Here is a 21099-nt window from a genome sequence, read left to right as displayed (position 1 = left end):
AGAGCGCACTGCGCTCTTTTTTAAGTTTAAGTTCTATTTAATAGTTCCGATAAGACCTGACCTAAAGCTGCTCCCAATAAGGGAGGTACTGCATTACCTACTTGAGTATACTGCGGTACTTGAAACTTACGCATTTGACCACCAGTCGTGACTTTTGAACGAAAAACAAAGTTATCTGGAAAAGATTGAATACGAGCCATTTCGCGAACACTTAATACTCTCAGTTCCTGTTCATCATAATGACATGCATCGTCAGGAATAGATAAAGCTGCGGGGGCAGGTTCATGCGCAACAAGAGCCTTTTGTGTTTGCTTTTTTGTCGGGTGCGATGATAAGTAGTTCTCAAAACTAACTTTAGTATCAAATGGTCTAATCTCACCATCTTCATGTAAGTACTGGTGTTGGCTTAAGACTTCCCAAATATCTATTGGTAATTCCTTTGCATTACCGCGCAACACATCAAAGACATGGCGCGTTATCTGCCGGTCATCAACTTGTCTCAATATTTGATATAGTCTAAATCTACGTCTAACTATCGGACTATTGTTTCTAAGTTCATGGTTTAATTCCTTTGCATGTTTGTGTAAAAAGTCAAACATTTCATTTAGTTGAGTTACATAAGGTGATTCGTCTTCAGGCTTATTTTTCTTGAGGTCTCCAATAGCTTCTCCAACTGAAACTTCATCATTAGCCATATGTACTAGTGGTGCTAAGAATGAGTTCTCAAACCTTTCTCTATCTTGTTGTTTCATTGAGTCTAGATAATCTAGCTCTCCAAAATCTACATCACCGTTCGTATTCCTAACTAAATCAAAAAAACTAAGAGGTTGACGCCATAATTCATTATCAACGTTATTACTATTAGCCATAATCATAGTAAGAACATCTCTTCGTACAGCAATCATGATAAACCTAGGCCTATTTTGTGGAACTCCAACATGACGAGCATTTACGTGAAGACATAAAGGAACGTATCCAATAGAAGCAAAGACTTTGGCAACCTCAAACCAAGCATGGAATTTTTCACCTGTTTCTGATGATTTGAATGCTCTCAGTATACCTGTTACGTTTTCAAGAAGGACGAGCTTAGGAGTCGTCATCTCAACAAATCTAGCGAACTCCCACGGTAAAGTGTTCTTCTCATTATCTTGTTCTCTTTTTCCTGCCATACTAAAGCTTTGACAAGGAGGCCCTCCAGAAACAAGTTCTAAGTCCCCACCATTCTCAAAGCCTTGAGATAAAAGAGCTTCCAACTTGGGAGATGCTGTAATTATTGAATTTAAGTCAACAATACTACCGACCAGTAGATTTCCTTGAAGATCTTCATAATTATCTAGCCTATCGATATCACTAAAAAAACCAGAGACCGAAAATGGATTCTCTCTTAATCGGTTTTTGAGATCCTGATGATCACTTTTAATCCACTTCACAGTAATTGGCATGTCTTTTTGAACTGCAATTTCTTCTAAATCTTCATGTAGAAAGTTATAAGAGAAAGTCTCAGCTGCCATAGGTGATAACTCGTTGGCTAATACACGTATAAATCCTGCTTGCTCTAGTCCCAAGGACAGACCGCCACAACCCGCAAACAATTCAATATGATTCATAGTCATATACTCAAAATTAACTTACGGCTATGGTAAGCAATCTCCATGAGAAAATCCAGGAATTATTCAGTTTTTCATAGTTATGGCTCAGGAATATGGTGCGTATAAATCAAATAAATATGAACTTTAGCCTTAATAAACCACATTCATATCAAGAACATATTGGTGGCAACGTATAAAGCTACGTTGTTTTAAGATAATAATCATTGTGACAAAGTGACACACCTTATAGGTGTGTCACATGTCACAGCTTAACTGACAGCTGTTATGACATCGTTATTTGTAGCTTTGCTAGAGAGTTGTTCTAAGAAAATTAGATTGTTTTCGGTAAGAGTTTTGATTGAGCGGCTAAAACTCTTTCTTTGTGCATCTGTCATTGTTGCGGCGGGGTAGAGTTTGGAACGTAACTGCTCACGAGTTGCCTTTCCTTTGAAGGCTTCATTCAACACTTCCAAGATGGGGTCTTTTCTGGGGCCGCTATGAGTTGTTTTAGCAATAGCTTCTTTTACTCTAGCTAGTGATGTTACGGGTTTACGCACCTCACATACTATGCCTAGGTCTACCATCTCCATTTCAAAGTCCATACAGGGCATCTCAGTGCCATCTTTTTGCTTGGTATTGCTAAATGAGAGTCGTTTGGCTTGCCCATTGCGTTTTACATGATACTCGTAATCACATGCAGCCCTTAATACACTGCTGCCTCTTGCTCCTTTACTCGCATCCTTACCAGTATGATGAACGCACATAATGCTGGTGCTTGTGGCTGCTTTTACTTTGTCACAGCCAGAAATAAATGCGCTCATATCTCGTGAAGAGTTTTCATCACCGCTAAAGCACCTTGCTAGGGTATCTAGGATAAGTAACTTTACTTTTACATTTTCTCGCTCTTCAATTTGTTGTATTGCGTTTATCATTTCTTCTTGAGTTTCAGATTCAGACAAAAGCAAGCTAGTTCCTAAAACAAATAGGTTGTTAGCATCCAATCCATTGGTTAGCTCCCAAGCTTTTATACGCTTTGATATTCCAATTTGCCCTTCAGCTGCGACATACACAACAGCCCCGTGGTCAACGTCTCTATCACACCATGGTTTATTAGTCGCGATGCAACAAGCTAAATCGATGGCTTGAAATGATTTTAGGGTCCCACTTGCTCCGTAAACGACACCAAATGAAAGGCTTGGGATATAGTCTTTGATTAGCCATTGGGATTGTTGGTCATATCCTGCAGAGCCTCTGGAGAACATGAGGCTTCCAAATTTCTCTAAGTGGTTAGTTGTTTCATTTTTGAGTTGGTTAACTAAATTGTAAAATTTTTTCATTAATTATATTTGGGTTTAGTCCCACGCTTTATGTGTGGTCCTTAATGAGTAGATTTTTTCTATAGAGGATGCAAATGTATTTATGCGATAGAGCGAGCCTTTTAGATCCGCTCGCTCTAATTATTATGATTAAGACGCTCTTCGCACATTGTTTAGCATTACACTAATGTCACTGGCTTTGACTCGATTGTAGTGTTCCTGAAGAATCCGAAAGTCTTTATGCCCAGTAATTTTTGCCACTATAGCGATATCCATTCCACTTTCAATTAAGCGTGATGCTCCTTCTGCTCTAAGGTCTCTATAACACAAGTCAGTTATACCCAACTTGTTTCTTACTCGCTGCCACCCAGTCGTTACAGACTTAGAATTGTAAGGGAAGATTCTTCCATCATCGCTTTTAGGCTGAGATTCAATAATTTTTACCATCTCATCACAAAGTGGGAGAGCCATATCATTACCGATTTTCTTCGTAGGGTGTTTTCTATCTCGGACTAACAGTGTTTTTTTATCAGCATCGTAGTCTGAGAGCTTAACATTGCATAACTCGCCAATGCGTAAGCAAGAAAGGATGGAGAATGGGACAACTGAGCTGTAAGGGATATGTGCGGCACGATGCACTTCTCTTTTCTTCAACTCTCCCATAATTCGATCAAGCTCTCTGCTAGTAGGTCGACGTGTACGCCCTTTACTTCTAGCGATTAACCCTTTGTCTACTAACTTCTTATACGCCTTGTCATGGTAGTCAATATTAGCCTTTATACCGAATTCTTCCCCAGCGTCATCCATCACCGTTTTTAAGTAAATTACGTCTGTCATTACCGTTGATGGGCTAGGCGACGTAGGAGAGTTGATTCGTTGTTTACAGTGTCTCTCAAGATCCTTAGCTGTGATCTGATGTGCGAAAATCATTCCTAAATCAGAAATAGCCAGACGTTGTAGAACGTAGTATTTGTCACTACCTTCATATTTTCTTAGGTTGTCGGGATCGTTGAGGTACTTATAGATAAGAGTCGAGATGGTGGCATGTTCAAGTTTCTGTTGCACTTGTTCGATACTTAGCGAGTTATCTTGAAGGTATTCGAACTCAGCCTTCTTTTTCTTTGCCCACCTGTCAGCTTGAGGTTTGGTCTCAAATGTGCAGCTTGCGCTATTTATAACAACCCCCTTTCGTGTCGACTTAACGCGGGCTTTAAAGCTAATGCCCTTTTTGTTGTTTACTTGTGTTATTTCAATAGATGCCATGTTAATACCTTCAACGCTTTCCAAAAGACGCACAAGTGCTTTACTTATGCGGATGAGATAGGCGTTTTCGACACAAATCCTAAAACTTTTAATAAAAAGTCGAAATAAATTTGAGTGTACGAAAAAGCCGCTGAAGGTTGGTGGGCGTAGTTGTTTCCTTGTATAATCTCCGGCCCGATTTAAGGGGGGATTTGCCCCCAAATTTTGCCCCCTAGGGGGCAATGACATGTCAAAATATGACAAAATCAGACAGAATAGCCTTAAATAATTCGAAATGGCGTTGCGGTTAAGGTATTGATAATAAAAGGTTTACCAATGAATTACTTACCATCTCGTTTTTCCGTTGCCCCAATGCTCGATTGGACCGATAGACATTGCCGTTTTTTTCATCGTTTGATGAGTAAGCAGACTTTGCTATATACCGAAATGGTTACAACCGGGGCGATACTTCATGGTAAAGGTGATTATTTAGGGTTTTCTGAGCAAGAACACCCAGTGGCCTTGCAGTTAGGGGGCTCTAACCCTAGTGAGTTAGCTGAGTGTGCAAAGCGCGCTGAAGACCTAGGCTATGATGAAGTTAACCTGAATGTAGGCTGCCCATCTGATCGGGTGCAAAACGGCCGGTTTGGCGCTTGCTTAATGGCTGAGCCTAGCTTGGTGGCAGAGTGTATTAGCACTATGCAGCAGCAAGTGAATATTCCGGTTACCGTGAAAACGCGAATTGGCATCGACGAGCAAGACAGTTACTCGTTCCTACGTACGTTTATCGATCAGGTTGCCGCGGCGGGCTGCGAAACCTTTATTATTCATGCGCGCAAAGCGTGGCTATCGGGCTTAAGCCCTAAGCAAAATAGAGATATCCCCCCTTTAGACTACTCTCGGGCTTATCAAGTGAAGCAAGATTACCCGCAGCTAACTATTAGTGTAAATGGTGGTATTACTAGCTTAGCGCAATCGCTAGAACATTTAGAGCACTTAGATGGCGTAATGATGGGGCGTGAGGCTTATCATAACCCCTACTTATTGGCGGCGGTTGACCAGCAAATTTTTGCCAGTAAAGAAGCCAGCTTAACCCGTCACCAAGTGGCCGAATTAATGCTCCCTTATATTGAGCAGCACCTAGCGGCTGGTGGCCGTTTACAGCATATAAGCCGTCATATATTAGGTTTATTTCAAGGCTGTGTGGGGGCTAGAGCGTGGCGTAGACATTTAAGTGAAAACGCTCACAAAAGCGGTGCCGGTATCGACGTGATGCATGCCGCTTTAGCCTTAGTGCCCGAGGGGGTAAGCGCTTAAACCTTGTGTTTAATTTCAGTGAGGTTTTAGCGTAGCGCTCTCACTGTCAATTTACTCTTTGGCACAAGCCTTGCTATTACTACCTGCAAGCGTCAGCATTTTGGCAGGAGAGTGAAGCAATGGAATTTTTGAGTAGGTTAATTGCCCGTTGGGGGGTATTAGACGTTTTAATGGCGTGGTTGGTGGTAGCCAGTGGCTTACTACTGGTTATTCCTAAGCAATGGCTACCAGAGGCTGGATTAAATCCTCAGTTAAGTTTGGTATTAACCATTAGCTGTGTAGCAGGTTTGGCTTATTTTATCAGTCGCAGTTTGTTGTTGTTGGTAGCGAGTTTAAGCCGCAGTATGCAGCATCGCCGAGAGTTACATCGTTTGTCGTCGATGGTCGCGTGTCTTGACCATTCAGAGCGAGCGGTGTTACGTGAGTTTGTGATAACTCGTCGCACGGTGTTAAGCCTGCCTTTGGCTGAACCCGCGGTGATGAATTTGATGGAAAACGGCGTATTAAAACCGATGAACATGCAGCATGTTCAAGAGCAACGAACCAACGTTGACATGATGATCAATTTGGCCGCTCGGCCATTGTTAAGCTATAAAGCCTTAGGGTTGCCAGTGGGTAAATTGAACGAGGAACAAATAGAGCATTTAAAGTCTATCCGTCCCCGTTTTTTACAAGCCGACTACAAAGCTAACAGAACTCACTCTGGTAAGTTATTTCGGATCCGCGCTGGTGATGAAGAGAGCAGAACCGCTGCTTAAACTACTTTGGCTCGGTTCTTTGTTTCAAATATCCTGCGTAATCAGGAACGTCCACTGAGAACTCTTGATTAAAATGGCGGCTGGCTAAGATAAAGTCAGCCGTTGCTTGATTGGTAGCCATAGGAATGTTCCATACCGCCGCTAAGCGTAATAAGGCTTTAACGTCTGGGTCGTGCGGTACCGCATCGAGTGGGTCCCAGAAGAAAATCATTAGATCGACTTTTCCTTCTGCAATCATGGCGCCTAATTGTTGGTCGCCACCCATGGGGCCACTCAGTAAAGCTTCTACCTCAAAACCTTGTTGGCTTAACAGCGTACCGGTGGTGCCAGTGCCAAATAATTGGTGCTTAACTAATTCGTCGCGATGCCTATTTGCCCATTTAATTAATGCGCCTTTCTTATGGTCGTGAGCCACAAGCGCGATACGCTTGCTAACCTGCATCTTGCGGGTAGTGGTGTCCATGTTACCTCTTTTTTTCCAGTAGTTTGAAAGCGTTTACTAGGGTTTATGGTACTGTTTGTATTAATGATTAGCTAGCAGCTGAACTGGGTTTATTTCTGGCGTGAGGTAAAACTGTGTGTGGTAGTGTAATGATTGGCGGCGAGTACCAAATAAGACAAGCCGTTGGTGTAGATTCGTTATTTTTAGAGTTTGGTGATAACCAACAATATCGACCGGGTCAGCGGTTACCGGCCTTGTCTCTCAGCGGGCAGCAATTGCGGTGTGAACCTTATTACTGGGGAGTGAAGTCGACTTATCACCCTCAACGATTAATTAACGCCCGTATTGAGTCGGCGGCGCATAAAACCACTTTTAAAAATGCTTGGCTAAAGCAGCGCTGCTTAGTGCCAATTAAAGCTTGGCATGAGTGGCGTAACCAGCAACGCTTCGAGTTTTCTACCCAGCAAGTCTCCCCCCTGTTTATTGCGGGGCTGTATTTTTCTGAGCCCCAAGATGACAGCCAGTCGATGGTGGTTTTGACCCAAACGGCAGTGGCTAGCTTAAGTGAATATCATCACCGAATGCCCGTGTTGTTTACTTTGGAACAAGGTTTACAATGGCTAAATGGCGCAGCAGTAAACAATGATTGTTCACAGTTTGATTTCTCAGTGGGCAGTGACAGCCAGCAATTAGCACTGTTTTAAGCAGGGAGAATAAATGGTTTATATTTTTGGGTATGGCAGCTTAATTGATGCCGACTGTCGGCAATGCACGTTTCCGGCACAGCACGCCTATGCCGCTAGGTTAAAGGGCTTTCAACGTTACTGGAGCGGTTTGAAAAGTGGTGACGATCGCTCAGCGGTGGTCATTGCCCCCGATGAAAAAGCCAGTGTGAACGGGGTTTTGATCCCCTTTGATGAAGCATTTTTGCCGGAGTTAGACGAACGGGAACGAGATTATCAGCGTATCTGTATACAGCTACCACAAATAGAGGTTTTATCTGAGTTACCAGAGCAAGCGGCCAAAATTTATACCTACGTGGCTAATGATTATTGGCACCCCCAAGCGACTAGCCCTATTTTGCAATCTTACTTAGATGTGTGTTTGCGAGGGTGTTTAGCAATTAGTGAGCAATACGCTCGAGAGTTTTTATTATCTACCAACTACTGGGTCCATCACTGGGTGGATGACCGCCATCAACCTCTTTATCCTAGGGCTGCCAATATTGATGGTTTGGCGTTACAGCAGATTGATTCGATATTAACGGAGATGGAGCACCTCAGTGCCTATCATCCCTTGAATAACAAGCAATAAAAAAGGCGCCTAAGGCGCCTTTTTAAACTTCAGTAAACGTTGCTATTAAAGTACGTGTACAGAAGAAGTGTTAGTAGTACCTGATGGTACTAGCGCACCAGAAACCATAACAATGATGTCGCCTTTCTTAGCTAGGCCAGAAGCAATCGCTAATTCTTTGCCTGATACGTAGAACGCGTCAGTACTTTCAATGCTGTCTACTACGTGAGGAACAACACCTTTAGTCAAACAAAGTTGAGCTGCAGTTTTGATGTTGGTAGTAATAGCTAGGATGTTAGCTTTAGGGAAGTACTTACGTACAGACTTAGCTGACTTACCGCCTTCAGTAGCAACAACAATTAGAGGAGCGCTTAGCTTCTCAGATGCTTCTACTGCGCCTTTACATACCGCTTCAGTGATACGTAATTTACCGCTATCACGAGCTGGATCAAGGTTAGAAGGCATTACTGCATCAGTACGCTCACAAATAGTTGCCATGATAGATACCGCTTCAACAGGGTATTTACCTTTAGCAGACTCACCTGAAAGCATTACAGCGTCAGTACCGTCTAAGATTGCGTTAGCAACGTCGCCAGCTTCTGCGCGAGTTGGGCGTGGGTTTTTGATCATTGAGTCAAGCATTTGAGTTGCAGTAATAACCAACTTACGTGCACGGTTACATTTCTCAATCATCATTTTTTGCGCGAAGATTACTTCTTCAACTGGGATTTCAACACCTAAATCACCACGAGCAACCATGATACCGTCAGACACTTCTAGAATTTCGTCGAAGTTATCTACACCTTCTTGGTTTTCGATTTTAGAGATGATTTGGATTTTTTCGCCACCATTTTCGCTAAGTAGTTGACGAATTTCTAAAACGTCTTCTTTTTTACGAATGAAAGATGCAGCGATGAAATCAACGCCTTGCTCACAACCAAATACTAAGTCGCCTTTGTCTTTAGCAGAAAGAGCAGGAAGTTGAACGATTACACCAGGAAGGTTAACACCTTTGTTTTCGCCTAGGTCACCGTTATTAAGAACAGTACACTTAACTTCGTCGTCAGAAACGGCAATAACTTCCATTTCAATTAGACCGTCGTCTACTAAAATGATGTTGCCTACTTTCAAGTCTGCAGCAAAACCTGTGTAAGTTACGGCTACGCGAGTGGCATCACCAATCACTGTTTGGTCAGTAGTGAAAGTGAACTCTTGACCCGCTACTAAGCTAACATCGTCGCCGCCAGCTAATTTAATAGTACGGATTTCAGGGCCTTTAGTGTCTAGTAAAACAGCGGCTGACTTGCCAGTGTTTTTCACTACTTCGCGAAGGTTGTTGATGCGAACGCCGTGTTCTGCAAAGTCGCCGTGCGAGAAGTTAAGGCGCATAACGTTCATGCCTGATTCAACTAACTTAGTTAGCATTTCTACCGATTCAGTTTTTGGACCAATGGTACAAACTATTTTGGTTTTCTTCATTGAAGTGACTCTCCGTTAAGGATACTAGTAAAAAAATCTGCGCACATTATACAAGATTGATCACAAAAGGATATGTAGAAAAATAACTACAAATCAGCATGTCGATCAAAATAATGTCGATTTATAATTCACAAATGTGGCTTTTTAATTGTTCAATTTTGTAAAAGCTTGCTGGGCTGCTCATAATTTGAGCATCTTGCAAGTATAAAAAAACCTCGCGAAACTGCGAGGTTTTGGTGTTTATTTATTACTTATTCGATTTCACCACAAAAACGATAGCCTTCACCGTGAATCGTCGCGATGATTTCAGGCGTTTCAGGTATCGATTCAAAGTGCTTTCTAATGCGACGAATCGTTACATCTACAGTACGATCATGCGGCTTTAGCTCGCGGCCAGTCATTTTTTTCAATAAGTCTGCGCGAGTTTGTATTTGTCCTGGGTTCTCAACAAAGTGCAACATGGCACGAAATTCACTACGTGGCAGTTTGTAAGTTTCTTGGTTAGGACTAATTAGCGAGCGACTATTGATATCTAGGGCCCATCCGTTGAAGCGATATTCTTCAACTGTGCCTTTGTCTTCACTGGCTGCTTGACCGTTTACGGTGCGGTTTAGCAAGTTGCGAGCGCGAATGGTAAGTTCACGAGGATTAAATGGCTTAGTAATGTAATCGTCGGCGCCTATTTCTAAGCCCAAGATTTTATCTACTTCATTGTCTCGGCCAGTTAAAAACATTAAGGCTATTTGTTCGCGGTCGCGAAGTTCACGGGCCAGCAACAAACCATTTTTACCAGGAAGATTGATATCCATGATAATTAGGTGAACCGAATGTGCTTCCAGAATGCTATTCATTTCATTGCCGTCGATAGCTTCAAACACATTGTAGCCTTCGGCTTCAAAAGTGCTTTTTAGCGTATTCCGAGTGACCAATTCGTCCTCGACAATTAAAATATTTGGTGTCATGGTCTTCCCCAATGCTGTTTAGAATAAAGTGGCTTGCGAACAAGTAGCTATATAGAAGGTAAAGCAAACGCTACAAATTCTTCCATGTTGAGTTTGTGTTAAAACTCGTTGAATGGCAAAAAAATAGGCAATAAGTTTGTTCAAAACGCGTGATAAATCAGCGAGAGACACCTTCTAAATGCATTGTTCGTTACAAGCAATAAACATATTCTATTGGCTTAACAGTGATATAACAACTTGAGTCTGAAAAAAGCTTACGTTTTCTGCGATGGATTTGATTCAAATCAATCGGAATTAGTCATTATTGTCATTTTCAGCAAACATTACTGAAAATAAACTACATCTTGTTTTCTGTCGTTAAGCGCTAGCTTTCAGCAAGTCTAGCCTTAAATATCAAAAGCTTGCCGCTACCTTTTCTTGTCGTTGGTACTTAATGCTTATAAATCGCATTGTTAACCTGCGCTTAAGTTGTCATTAACTTACATGTTTAAAGGGCGCTAATGCCTTGAAGCAAAACAGCTTTGTAAGGTAACTTTAGGGAAAGTTTTAATAATTTGCTGTGATTGTTGTATGTTCGTTAATTAATCAACAAGGCTGTGGCGTATCTGGGCTTATTGACGAGTTATGCCAAGTGGCCAGTGAAAGTCGAGTATAGAAGTATTTGCTACTTGGCCTTAGACCTTCACAGTGCTTTAATTATGACAGGCTCATGCTTACTGCTATCAAGGAATGATTAGATGCAAGATTTACTTCCCGAGTTATGCGATCTCTACCCAGAGCAAGTCCAGTTATTCGCGCCGGTATTTCAGATTTATGGTTTAAAAAGGCTGTTTCATGGCGAAGTGGTGACGGTAAAATGCTGGCAAGACAATAGCCGAGTAAAAGAGCTGCTGGCCACTGCGGGCGAGGGGCGAGTATTAGTGGTAGATGGAGGGGGAGATCTTCAACGCGCATTAATGGGCGACTTAATCGCTGATTCTGCCTATATCAATGGTTGGGCTGGGGTCGTCATTAATGGGGCTATTCGAGACGTAACCACCATTAACACTATTGATCTAGGTGTTCGAGCGTTGGCAGCTTGCCCAATGAAAACCGAACGTAAAGGGTTGGGAGAGGTTGATGGCACTGTCAGCATTGCTGGAGTGTCTATAGATTCAGGGATGTATTTATATGCAGACGAGAATGGCGTATTGATCAGCCAACAGATGCTAAACTTGCCTGAAGGTTTTGTTTAGAAGCGGTAGCCTAAGCCAAATTGAACTTGTTGCTGAGTTTGCTCTTTTTGGGCTTCAATTTGATAAACCGCTTTAACATCGATGTTGTTTAAAAGGTGATAGGTGCTCGACAACTCTAAGCTATTCTCGGTGTTGTCGTATTTTGGCTGGTGAACTTGAACTAACTTACTTTGAATAGATAAACTTTTAAGTGGTTGGTAGTTCACACCCGTAGACAAATTGAACCCCTTGCGTGTTGCAATATCGTCGTATTGGTTATTGACACCGGCTTCCACAAATAGCGATAGCTCGTTGTATAATTTGTGTTGGTAGCCACCATTGAAAAACCATTCTTGGTTGCTATCTTGTTCGCCGTTACTGACAAACTGGCTGGAGTTAAATCCAGTTAAATACCAATTGTTTAGTTGGCTACGGGTAGACAAGTTGAGATGCTCTCCGTCACCATAGCTGATGCTTGTTTTACTTTCGATATCAGCGGCTAATACCGAACTGCTAGCAATAACCAATAAAGCAGCAATAGTATGCTGAAAACGTAACTTAGCCATCACTGCTCCTTATTGTTATTTTTATTTCCTAATCTAGTATGGTTGATCTGCCTAAGAAGATCATTGCTGATCTTAAAAAAACCGAGATTAGATTAATAAATCATTCGTTTACCGGTTTTAATAGCAGATTATATTAACGATTTATAAAACGCCTCCGTCTTCTATAGGGATATACGTCTTCGAATAGACCTTTCTCAATGTTGCGTTGCAGTTGTTGCCAATAGTTGGCTTGAAATAGGTCTTGGTGTAGCTCTTGAAAGACTTGTTTTACGGTCGGTTTACCGAGTAGAAAAGTGGCAAACTCTTCAGGAAATATATCGTTAGGGCCCACAGAGAAGCTTGGCTGATAGTCCCACATATCTTCAGGGTATTGAGATTTAGGCAACTCTCTAAAATTACACTCAGTCATATATGAGATTTCATCGTAATCATAAAACACTACCCGGCCATGACGGGTGACACCGAAGTTTTTAAATAGCATATCTCCAGGGAAGATATTCGCTGCCGCAAGCTGTTTTATGGCATTGCCGTATTCATCAATGACTTGGCGAGTTTGAGCCTCGTCAGCTTGGTCTAAATACATGTTTAGTGGGATCATTTTGCGTTCAATATAGAGGTGCTTAATAGTTAATGACTCGCCCTCAATAGATAACACCGATGGCGCCACGGCTTGTAACTCGTCCAATAAGCTCTGGCTAAACCGAGCCAAGGGAAACTCCACATTAGAAAATTCTTGGGTATCAGCCATTCTACCCACCCGGTCATGTTGTTTTACTAAGCGATATTTTTCTTTAACAATGGCATGGCTAACATCCTTAGGGGGGGTAAATTCGTCTTTAATGATCTTAAATACCACATCGTAAGAAGGCAGAGTAAATACCGTCATTACCATGCCTTTGATACCCGGCGCTAATTCGAATTGATCAGTCGAATTATGTAAGTGATTCAGGTAATGCCGATAAAGCTCGGTTTTCCCGTGTTTTTGACAACCAATGGCGGTAAATAGCTCGTAATCGGTCTTGTTGGGTAAGAGTTGTTTAAGAAAGTTAACTATACGGCGTGGTGCAGGGGCGTCCACCATAAAGTAAGAGCGGGCAAAGCCAAAAATAATACTCACTTCGTCGGTGTCGATAAGTACACTATCTATTGCCACTTTACCTTGTTGGTTAAGTAAGGGGAATACAATAGGAAAACTCAGGCCTTCACTTTGATATTGGCCAATTAAGTAAGCGGCTTTATTGCGATAGAACACCGGCGTTAACATGGTGATTTTATGCAGCTGCTGGTCACTGAGTTGCGGTATTTGTACCAGCCGTTGGCAAATAAAGGCGATGTCGCGAGCAAGATCCTCATAGGCAATGCTAAAGCTATAGTTATCAAACAGGGTATGCAGTAGGTTTTCCAAGTGAGTATTTTGGTAGCTGCAGGTGAGCAGTTGGTAGTCGAACAATTTGCTGCATCGGCTGGGGCGAATGAATAGCTGGTTCTCTTCTATATAGCGATGATGAAATAAACGTTGATAAACCGAGTTGAAGAATGATTCGGCAACTTCGAAGTTTTCATGTTGAGTAAGCAGCTCTGAGTAATGAGATTTTACCGCTGCACAAAAAGCATCACTACGCTGCATGTGACCAGTCAGCGCTTTAATGGCAGCGCGCGCTTCGGTAACGTGGTGGTCATAAAGTCGGATCCGTTCTCGAGAAGCCAATTGAACAGACATCCAATCGGCATCTTCAAAACGCTGTTTAGCACCGCGAGTCACTTCGAGAAAACATTGGTAAAAACTATTAAAGCGTTGCAGCATCGCATGTGCTGCTTGGTGTTCCATCCGTTGATCCATGCTTGTCTTCTTATTGTTGTTTTTTTATTCACTATGGCAGGATTTAAACACCTGTTCAAATTTTTGTTTGTGGCTGATGACAAATGATCCCGCTTTGGTGAATGAGGGTTTGCCTTTGTGTTTTGGGGGCATTGCAATGCGCGATTAATTGGCTGCGCATTATGCGTTAAGTTCGGTTCGCTCTTGCTGGTTTCATATTGTCGTTTAGCGGTGGCGAAATTCGCCTTATAAAGGTAGTTTGAACAAATAAAACTTGACTCTGAAACACAGCTGGTTATGGTATGAACATAAATTGGACTTAGTTTTTTATTCAGATGTCAGTACGTTTTGCTTACACAACCACCACAACGATTACCCGCACCACCACATGCGGGTCGGGCTGGTTGTAGCTACTAACTACATCTAAGAAAGCCCGTATCACTCACGATACGGGTTTTTTTTTGGGAGGAACAATGCGAGTTTTAAAATTTGGTGGATCATCTTTAGCAGACGCTGAGCGATTTAATCGGGCAGCTGATATTGTATTAAGTAATCAGCATCAGTCGCAAATGGCGGTGGTGTTGTCGGCCCCCGCTGGGGTGACTAACGATCTTGTCGCTGTGGTAGATAAAGTTAGCCACGGTAACGATGGTGAAAGCTATTTAACCCGTATTGAAGCAACGTTCCAGCAGTTGCTCTCCGATTTAAAAGCAAAATATGCGGGTTTTGCCATCGAACAAATGCAATTGATGGTGCATCAAGAGCTCGGTGAATTACGTCAACTATTAAAAGGTGTTGCCTTATTACAGCAATGCCCTGACAACATTCGCGCTAAGGTCTTGTCTACCGGCGAGAAACTAAGCATTCATACAATGAACCACTTATTGTCGGTGCGAGGCCAACGTGCTGAAATTATCATTCCACAGCAAAAATTGGTTGCCACTACCGGTGGTTACCTTGAAGCAGTGGTCGATATTCAAGCCAGTAAACAACGTTTAAATCGCGCGATGATCCAAGAAGGCCTGATTTACTTGATGCCTGGCTTTACCGCTGGAAACCAACACGGTGATACGGTAGTGCTGGGGCGCAATGGCTCTGATTACAGCGCCGCAGTATTGGCCGCTTGTTTAGACGCTGAGTGCTGTGAAATTTGGACAGACGTCGATGGCGTTTATAACTGCGACCCACGGATTGTTGATGATGCGCGTTTGCTACGCAGTTTAAGTTACCCAGAGGCGATGGAACTTAGCTATTTCGGTGCTAAAGTGTTGCACCCAAAAACCATTGCTCCTATTGCTCAATATCATATTCCTTGCTTGATTAAGAATACCTTTAATCCTCAGGGTGAAGGCACCTTAATTGGCGCACAAAGCCCGGCCCAAGATGATTTACCGGTTAAAGCTTTATCTAGCTTATCAGAGCTTACCATGCTTACTGTTTCAGGCCCTGGCATGAAAGGTATGGTTGGCATGGCTGGCCGAATTTTTGAAAGCATTTCACGCAGCCAGATTTCAGTGGCCTTAATTACTCAATCTAGCTGCGAATACAGTATTAGTTTTTGTATCCATAGCATCGACGCCTCGCGCGCTTTAAGCGCTTTAAACGAAGAGTTTGAGTTAGAGTTGGCTAACCAGTTATTAGAGCCAATTGAAGCGATTGATAAATTGGCTATTATCTCGCTAGTGGGCGATAGCATGCGCCGTAGTAAAGGCGTTGCCGCTCGGTTCTTCACTTCGCTAGCTGAAGTGGCGATTAACATCGTGGCGATTGCTCAAGGTTCTTCAGAGCGCTCTATCTCAGCGGTCGTTTCACAAGAGAAAGCGGCAGAGGCGATACGTGCCTGTCATCAAAACTTCTTTAACAGCATGCACTACATTGATTTATTCCTTATCGGTGTAGGTGGCGTAGGCGGAGCGTTATTAGAGCAAATTCATGCTCAGCAGCAACACCTTAAAGAACAACAAATTGGTATTCGTGTTTGCGGTGTCGCCAATAGCCGTAAATTGTTGCTCGACGCTAAGGGCCTTGATTTAGAGCATTGGCAACAGCAATTAGAAGCAACCACCGAAAATGGCGGCTTTAGTTTAGACAATGTGGCTAGCTTGGTAGATCAAAGTCATTTGATTAACCCTGTGATAGTGGACTGTACCAGTAACGATGATATCGCCGGTAAATACGCAGAATTTCTAGCTAACGGTTTCCATGTAGTGACCGCCAATAAAAAGGCGAATACTTCTAGTATGGAGTATTACCAGCAATTACGTAAAACAGCCTTAGCTATGCGTCGTAAGTTCTTATACGACACTAACGTTGGTGCGGGTTTGCCAGTAATTGAAAACTTACAAAACTTGCTAAAAGCGGGCGACAAACTAGAGCGCTTCAACGGCATCTTATCGGGGTCATTATCATTCATCTTTGGTAAGTTAGATGAAGGGATGAGTTTCTCAGAAGCCACCACTATTGCACGTGAAAATGGCTTTACCGAGCCCGATCCTCGTGATGATTTATCAGGTATGGACGTTGCTCGTAAGTTGCTTATTCTTGCCCGTGAAGCGGGTATGCCACTGAGCATTGAAGACATTCAAATTGATAAGGCCTTACCGCCAAACTTTGATTCAAGTGGTGACACTGAAGCGTTTATGGCGCGTTTGCCAGAAGCCGATGCCTATTTTGCTAAATTACAGCAAGACGCGGCGGCCGAAGGTAAGGTTCTTCGCTACTTAGGTAACATTGATAACGGCGTGTGTAAGGTATCGCTAAGCGCTGTAGCCGCTGATGACCCGCTTAACCGAGTGAAAGATGGTGAAAATGCCTTAGCATTTTACAGCCGTTACTATCAGCCGATTCCGTTAGTATTGCGTGGTTATGGTGCGGGAACAGCAGTCACCGCCGCAGGTGTGTTTGCCGACGTATTAAGAACACTAAACTGGAACCAAGAGGTGTAATATGAGTGTCGTTGTTTATGCTCCAGCCTCAACCGCGAATGTCAGTGTCGGTTTTGATTCTTTAGGTGCGGCCTTATCGCCCATTGATGGTCAGCTACTGGGTGACAGGGTCATGGTTGAAGCCGCCGAAGGCAGTGATGTGATCATAGAGAATGTGGGTAGCTATGCGCACAAACTGCCAGCCGATCCTAAACAAAACATTCTTTACGATTGTTATCATTACTTTGTTAAGCAGTACGCTGAACATCATGGTAAGCAGCTGGGTTGTGTAAAAATGACCCTAGAAAAGAACTTGCCCATTGGTAGCGGCCTAGGGTCTAGTGCTTGCTCGGTCGTTGCTGCACTAGAAGGCTTAAATGCTTTTGTTAATACGCCTTTCAATAAAGAGCAAATGCTGATTATGATGGGTGAGCTGGAAGGGCAAATTAGTGGCAGCGTGCATTACGATAATGTTGCACCTTGTTACCTTGGCGGTATGCAACTTATGTTGCAACAAGCTGGGGCGACTAGCCAAGCCATTCCTCACTTTGAAGATTGGTATTGGATTGTTGCCTACCCAGGTATTAATATTTCTACTGCGCAAGCTCGTTCAATTCTTCCGGCCCAATATCGTCGCCAAGACACCTTAGAATTTGGCCGTAATTTAGCTGGCTTTGTACATGCGAGTTACAGTAAGCAGCCTGCATTGGCAGCCAGTTTATTAAAAGACAATATTATTGCAGAACCTTACCGCGCTGCGCTTATTCCCGGCTTTGAGCAAGTACGCAGTTATGCCGCGCAAAGTGGCGCATTAGCTAGTGGAATATCGGGTTCGGGCCCTACAATATTCATTGTTACACCAGTATTAGAGCAAGCCCAGCGCGCCAAAGACTGGTTAGAACAACACTTTATTCAAAACGAAGATGGATTTTGCCATGTTTGTAAAATCGATGAACAAGGCACACGAGTAACAGGAACGTCGCTATGAACTTATACAATCTAAAACACCATGAAGAACAAGTGAGTTTTACTCAAGCGGTAAAACAGGGCTTAGGCCAGCAGCAAGGTTTGTTTTTCCCCGATACTATTCCGCAATTTGATGACATTGATGCGGTATTAGATCTCGATTTTCATGCACGTTGCGCCAAATTACTGGCTGCTTTATTAGATAACGAGTTATCTGAAGACACCTTGTTTGAGATGGTAAGCAAAGCGTTTACATTTCCTGCACCGCTAGAAAAAGTGACTGATCAAATAAGCGCTTTAGAGCTGTTTCATGGCCCTACGTTAGCCTTTAAAGATTTTGGCGGCCGGTTTATGGCGCAATGTTTAGCACAATTTTCAGAAGGCAAAAAAACCACTATCTTAACGGCGACTTCTGGAGACACTGGCGCAGCAGTGGCCCATGCTTTTTACGGCATGGAAAACATCAACGTGGTAGTGCTTTATCCAAAAGGCAAAATTAGCCCTCTACAAGAGAAGCTGTTTTGTACTCTTGGTGGCAACATTACCACCGTGGCTGTAGAGTCAGATTTTGATGCTTGCCAAGCGATGGTTAAACAAGCTTTTGATGACCAAGAGTTAAAAGCGGCCATTGGCCTCAACTCTGCTAACTCAATTAATATTAGTCGCTTAGCGGCACAGGTTTGTTATTACTTCGAAGCAGCGGCTCAACTACCTAAAGAACAACGCGCTCAGCTAGTGGTTTCTGTACCTTCTGGTAACTTCGGTAATTTAACCGCGGGTCTTATTGCTAAAGCCATGGGCTTGCCAATTAAGCGTTTTATTGCCGCGACCAATGTTAATGATACGGTACCGCGTTATTTAGCATCAGGAAACTGGGAGCCTAAGCCTACTCAAGCGACGCTGTCTAATGCCATGGATGTGAGTCAGCCAAACAACTGGCCTCGTGTTGAAGAGCTATTCAAGACCCAAGGCTGGGACTTAAACCAGCTAGGTAAAGGGGTAATGACCGATCTACAAACAGCTGAAGCGGTTAAAGCACTCGATGCCGAGGGTTACTTGTGTGAACCACACGGCGCGATTGCCTATCAGCAATTAACTGAGCAATTAGCTGAGGGTGAGCATGGTTTATTCTTATGTACTGCGCATCCAGCTAAGTTTAAAGAAAGCGTAGAAGATATCTTGCAACGTGCTATTGAGATACCAAAGCCTTTAGCCGACAGAGCTGATCTAGAGTTACTGTCTTTAGAGATGCCTGCAGACTTTGCTCAATTGCGAGCAGTGCTGTTAAAACTCTAGTTTATTTGAAGTAAGGCTCTAACTAAGCAGTGATATTATTATCGCTGCTTTTTTTGTTTAAATTTAGCTATTGTTTCGTCTAAGCGAGTTTTTCAGCTCTTGTTATACCTTTATCTAACATTTAGTTAGTTATCAATTAGCTTATTCTAATGTGTAGACGTTGATCTTTTGTTGCTTCTCGCGCATATTGCACCGACTAGTTTTTAAAGATTCGATATCTATGAGTAAAGTGTTAAAAGATTTGCTTGAGCTACTGAGCTTAGAGCGTATAGAAGAAGGTATATATCGTGGTCAAAGCCAAGATTTAGGTTTTGGTGCGGTGTTTGGTGGTCAAGTGATGGGGCAGGCCTTGTCTGCGGCTAAAGAAACAGTGGCCGAACATCGCCAAGTTCACTCCTTCCACTCTTACTTCCTACGACCTGGTGACACTAATCATCGCATCGTATACGACGTAGAGAGCATTCGTGATGGACGCAGTGTATCTACTCGACGAATCAAAGCAATTCAGTTTGGTAAGCCTATTTTCTATATGACGGCTTCTTTTCAAGAAGTGGCTCCCGGCTTTGAGCATCAAGATCAGATGCCAGACGTACCAGCCCCAGAAGAGCTCCAATCTGAACAAGAGTACGCTTTCCAGTTGCGTGAAATGTTGCCTGATTCGGTTCGTGACAAGTTTATCTGTGATAAACCCTTGGAGATGCGCCCGGTAGAATTTGTTAATCCTTTGCAGCCGGAAATACTTCCCGCTAAACGTTGCGTTTGGTTTAAGGCTAATGGTCAGATGCCTGATGACAGCCGAATACACCGTTACCTTTTAGCTTATGCGTCTGATTTCAATTTCTTACCCACAGCATTGCAGCCGCATGGCCGTTCGTTTATTGAACCCACCATTCAAACCGCGACGATTGATCACAGCATGTGGTACCACCAAGACTTCCGCTTAGATGAATGGTTGCTCTACGTGGTAGATAGCCCTGCAGCATCACAGGGAAGGGGCTTAGTTCGAGGGCAGTTTTTCACCCGTGACGGTAAACTGGTTGCCTCAACCATTCAGGAAGGCTTAATTAGAGAACGCAGTTAAGCGATTTATCCTGCTTCAGATATCAAAAAAGCATGCCTAGGCATGCTTTTTTATTGAGCGACACTGAGTCTTATAGAGATTCAGTAAAGGTACGTGTAATTACGTCCTGTTGTTGCTCAGTAGTTAGCGAGTTAAAGCGTACCGCATAACCAGAAACACGAATGGTTAGTTGTGGGTATTTTTCAGGGTGCTTAACTGCGTCTTGCAACGTTTCGCGACGTAGTACGTTTACGTTAAGGTGTTGACCACCTTCTTCGATAGCCTGAGCTTTCATTGGTACTTCGCGATACTCGATTTGACCCAATGCATCGATAGCTACCACTTCATCTTCAGCGTAAAGCTCATCTTTTACACATAAGCAACGGGCTTGGTTTTGCTCGTTGTCTAGTAGCCAAAAAGAGCCTAATAGCGCGTCGTTGTCTGCTTTAGTGATTTGAATACCTGTGGTCATAACATACCTCATTAGCTAATTGTTGTAATTTTATTACATGTTATAGCGATGCCCGAGCCATTTATTGAATCAATATCGCCACTTGCTGTAACTATACTACAATTGACCTTAATCAAAAAAGGGTTTTTTTTGTTTTTTATTATTCTCTTTGTTGATTAAGATTAAGTGGTGCTTGTGAAAATTGTGCTTGTTGTTTTATTGCTGTTGGGTATTCACTATACAAATTGTGTATATTAGTTAAACAAACGCTGTTTAAGTGGCCATCTCTAGCGAGTAAGCCTATAAAAAATAGAGTGAAAATAGAATTATTGGTAAAAACTGTGAACTGTGAGAAATACAAATCTGTCTAATTAACGATCTAGCGCAATAATAATTCAACATTGA

At 42.8% G+C, this 21099-nt stretch carries 18 protein-coding genes; 9 read left to right on the top strand and 9 right to left on the bottom strand.

Going from position 1 to position 21099, the window contains the following annotated elements; all coding sequences use genetic code 11:
* Positions 1–26 precede the first annotated feature (26 nt).
* From ACVFI8_RS06195 to ACVFI8_RS06185, 3 genes are all read right to left on the bottom strand, one after another.
* Entirely contained in the window at positions 27–1607 is a 1581-nt protein-coding gene (locus ACVFI8_RS06195; protein WP_457873366.1) for a DNA cytosine methyltransferase, read from the bottom strand.
* A 251-nt stretch (positions 1608–1858) separates the two neighbouring features.
* Positions 1859–2926: a helicase RepA family protein gene (locus ACVFI8_RS06190; protein WP_457873365.1), complete on the bottom strand. Its 1068-nt coding sequence runs from the start codon at positions 2924–2926 to the stop codon at positions 1859–1861.
* 129 nt (positions 2927–3055) lie between these two features.
* Complete coding sequence (locus tag ACVFI8_RS06185) at positions 3056–4168, bottom strand: site-specific integrase (protein ID WP_457873364.1); 1113 nt, start codon at positions 4166–4168, stop codon at positions 3056–3058.
* A 315-nt stretch (positions 4169–4483) separates the two neighbouring features.
* On the opposite strand from ACVFI8_RS06185, the gene dusA reads away from it, so the two are divergent.
* Both dusA and ACVFI8_RS06175 read left to right on the top strand, forming a co-directional pair.
* Positions 4484–5464 carry a tRNA dihydrouridine(20/20a) synthase DusA gene (dusA, locus tag ACVFI8_RS06180; protein ID WP_457873363.1) on the top strand — a complete coding sequence of 327 codons (981 nt, stop codon included), beginning with the start codon at positions 4484–4486 and terminating at the stop codon, positions 5462–5464.
* A gap of 119 nt (positions 5465–5583) precedes the next feature.
* Complete coding sequence (locus ACVFI8_RS06175; RefSeq protein WP_248714332.1) at positions 5584–6222, top strand: super-infection exclusion protein B; 639 nt, start codon at positions 5584–5586, stop codon at positions 6220–6222.
* Position 6223: 1 nt separating this feature from the next.
* Here ACVFI8_RS06175 and ACVFI8_RS06170 read toward each other — a convergent pair whose 3' ends face one another.
* Positions 6224–6685: a methylglyoxal synthase gene (locus tag ACVFI8_RS06170; protein ID WP_248714333.1), complete on the bottom strand. Its 462-nt coding sequence runs from the start codon at positions 6683–6685 to the stop codon at positions 6224–6226.
* Between the two features lie 113 nt (positions 6686–6798).
* Between ACVFI8_RS06170 and ACVFI8_RS06165 the strand changes: the two genes are divergently transcribed.
* Entirely contained in the window at positions 6799–7368 is a 570-nt protein-coding gene (locus ACVFI8_RS06165) for an SOS response-associated peptidase family protein (protein ID WP_457873362.1), read from the top strand.
* A gap of 13 nt (positions 7369–7381) precedes the next feature.
* On the top strand, positions 7382–7978 hold the full coding sequence (locus ACVFI8_RS06160; protein WP_248714335.1) for a gamma-glutamylcyclotransferase family protein: 597 nt from the start codon (positions 7382–7384) through the stop codon (positions 7976–7978).
* Between the two features lie 45 nt (positions 7979–8023).
* Here ACVFI8_RS06160 and pykF read toward each other — a convergent pair whose 3' ends face one another.
* The gene (gene pykF, locus ACVFI8_RS06155) at positions 8024–9436 is read right to left on the bottom strand and encodes a pyruvate kinase PykF (protein ID WP_248714336.1); all 1413 of its coding nucleotides are present in this window, start codon (positions 9434–9436) and stop codon (positions 8024–8026) included.
* A gap of 251 nt (positions 9437–9687) precedes the next feature.
* Positions 9688–10398 carry a two-component system response regulator ArcA gene (gene arcA / locus ACVFI8_RS06150; RefSeq protein WP_248714337.1) on the bottom strand — a complete coding sequence of 237 codons (711 nt, stop codon included), beginning with the start codon at positions 10396–10398 and terminating at the stop codon, positions 9688–9690.
* 737 nt (positions 10399–11135) lie between these two features.
* Here arcA and ACVFI8_RS06145 point away from each other — a divergent pair.
* A complete protein-coding gene (locus ACVFI8_RS06145; RefSeq protein WP_248714338.1) occupies positions 11136–11633 on the top strand; it encodes a putative 4-hydroxy-4-methyl-2-oxoglutarate aldolase in 498 nt (165 codons plus the stop codon).
* Here the strand turns inward: ACVFI8_RS06145 and ACVFI8_RS06140 are convergent.
* Together ACVFI8_RS06140 and aceK are read right to left on the bottom strand one after the other, a co-directional pair.
* Positions 11630–12178, bottom strand: coding sequence for a hypothetical protein (locus tag ACVFI8_RS06140; protein WP_457873361.1), 549 nt, complete (start codon positions 12176–12178; stop codon positions 11630–11632). The two genes, ACVFI8_RS06145 and ACVFI8_RS06140, sit on opposite strands and share 4 nt — an antisense overlap.
* Positions 12179–12311: 133 nt before the next feature.
* Positions 12312–14018, bottom strand: a complete 1707-nt coding sequence (gene aceK, locus ACVFI8_RS06135; protein ID WP_457873360.1) for a bifunctional isocitrate dehydrogenase kinase/phosphatase — start codon at positions 14016–14018, stop codon at positions 12312–12314.
* Between the two features lie 452 nt (positions 14019–14470).
* On the opposite strand from aceK, the gene thrA reads away from it, so the two are divergent.
* From thrA to tesB, 4 genes are all read left to right on the top strand, one after another.
* Complete coding sequence (gene thrA, locus ACVFI8_RS06130) at positions 14471–16942, top strand: bifunctional aspartate kinase/homoserine dehydrogenase I (protein ID WP_457873359.1); 2472 nt, start codon at positions 14471–14473, stop codon at positions 16940–16942.
* Position 16943: 1 nt separating this feature from the next.
* Complete coding sequence (thrB, locus tag ACVFI8_RS06125; RefSeq protein WP_248714342.1) at positions 16944–17909, top strand: homoserine kinase; 966 nt, start codon at positions 16944–16946, stop codon at positions 17907–17909.
* Positions 17906–19183 (top strand): threonine synthase, encoded by a 1278-nt coding sequence (gene thrC / locus ACVFI8_RS06120; RefSeq protein WP_457873358.1) that lies wholly within the window; start codon positions 17906–17908, stop codon positions 19181–19183. Before thrB ends, thrC begins: the two co-directional genes overlap by 4 nt.
* A gap of 220 nt (positions 19184–19403) precedes the next feature.
* On the top strand, positions 19404–20264 hold the full coding sequence (gene tesB / locus ACVFI8_RS06115; RefSeq protein ID WP_457873357.1) for an acyl-CoA thioesterase II: 861 nt from the start codon (positions 19404–19406) through the stop codon (positions 20262–20264).
* Positions 20265–20334: 70 nt separating this feature from the next.
* On the opposite strand, the gene grcA is transcribed toward tesB, so the two are convergent.
* Entirely contained in the window at positions 20335–20715 is a 381-nt protein-coding gene (grcA, locus tag ACVFI8_RS06110; RefSeq protein WP_248714345.1) for an autonomous glycyl radical cofactor GrcA, read from the bottom strand.
* Positions 20716–21099 lie beyond the last annotated feature (384 nt).

It is taken from the genome of Agarivorans sp. MS3-6 (genome assembly GCF_054112545.1).
The sequence above is the reverse complement of the archived record's forward strand: the minus strand, read 5'-3'. Positions and strand labels throughout refer to the sequence as shown.

What these genes read in the sequence shown, in the direction of transcription:
- ACVFI8_RS06195 (WP_457873366.1), bottom strand. Translation starts at nt 1,607, where the DNA reads ATGAATCATATTGAATTGTTTGCGGGTTGTGGCGGTCTGTCCTTGGGA.
- ACVFI8_RS06190 (WP_457873365.1), bottom strand. Translation starts at nt 2,926, where the DNA reads ATGAAAAAATTTTACAATTTAGTTAACCAACTCAAAAATGAAACAACT.
- ACVFI8_RS06185 (WP_457873364.1), bottom strand. Translation starts at nt 4,168, where the DNA reads ATGGCATCTATTGAAATAACACAAGTAAACAACAAAAAGGGCATTAGC.
- dusA (WP_457873363.1), top strand. Translation starts at nt 4,484, where the DNA reads ATGAATTACTTACCATCTCGTTTTTCCGTTGCCCCAATGCTCGATTGG.
- ACVFI8_RS06175 (WP_248714332.1), top strand. Translation starts at nt 5,584, where the DNA reads ATGGAATTTTTGAGTAGGTTAATTGCCCGTTGGGGGGTATTAGACGTT.
- ACVFI8_RS06170 (WP_248714333.1), bottom strand. Translation starts at nt 6,685, where the DNA reads ATGGACACCACTACCCGCAAGATGCAGGTTAGCAAGCGTATCGCGCTT.
- ACVFI8_RS06160 (WP_248714335.1), top strand. Translation starts at nt 7,382, where the DNA reads ATGGTTTATATTTTTGGGTATGGCAGCTTAATTGATGCCGACTGTCGG.
- pykF (WP_248714336.1), bottom strand. Translation starts at nt 9,436, where the DNA reads ATGAAGAAAACCAAAATAGTTTGTACCATTGGTCCAAAAACTGAATCG.
- arcA (WP_248714337.1), bottom strand. Translation starts at nt 10,398, where the DNA reads ATGACACCAAATATTTTAATTGTCGAGGACGAATTGGTCACTCGGAAT.
- ACVFI8_RS06145 (WP_248714338.1), top strand. Translation starts at nt 11,136, where the DNA reads ATGCAAGATTTACTTCCCGAGTTATGCGATCTCTACCCAGAGCAAGTC.
- ACVFI8_RS06140 (WP_457873361.1), bottom strand. Translation starts at nt 12,178, where the DNA reads ATGGCTAAGTTACGTTTTCAGCATACTATTGCTGCTTTATTGGTTATT.
- aceK (WP_457873360.1), bottom strand. Translation starts at nt 14,018, where the DNA reads ATGGATCAACGGATGGAACACCAAGCAGCACATGCGATGCTGCAACGC.
- thrA (WP_457873359.1), top strand. Translation starts at nt 14,471, where the DNA reads ATGCGAGTTTTAAAATTTGGTGGATCATCTTTAGCAGACGCTGAGCGA.
- thrB (WP_248714342.1), top strand. Translation starts at nt 16,944, where the DNA reads ATGAGTGTCGTTGTTTATGCTCCAGCCTCAACCGCGAATGTCAGTGTC.
- thrC (WP_457873358.1), top strand. Translation starts at nt 17,906, where the DNA reads ATGAACTTATACAATCTAAAACACCATGAAGAACAAGTGAGTTTTACT.
- tesB (WP_457873357.1), top strand. Translation starts at nt 19,404, where the DNA reads ATGAGTAAAGTGTTAAAAGATTTGCTTGAGCTACTGAGCTTAGAGCGT.
- grcA (WP_248714345.1), bottom strand. Translation starts at nt 20,715, where the DNA reads ATGACCACAGGTATTCAAATCACTAAAGCAGACAACGACGCGCTATTA.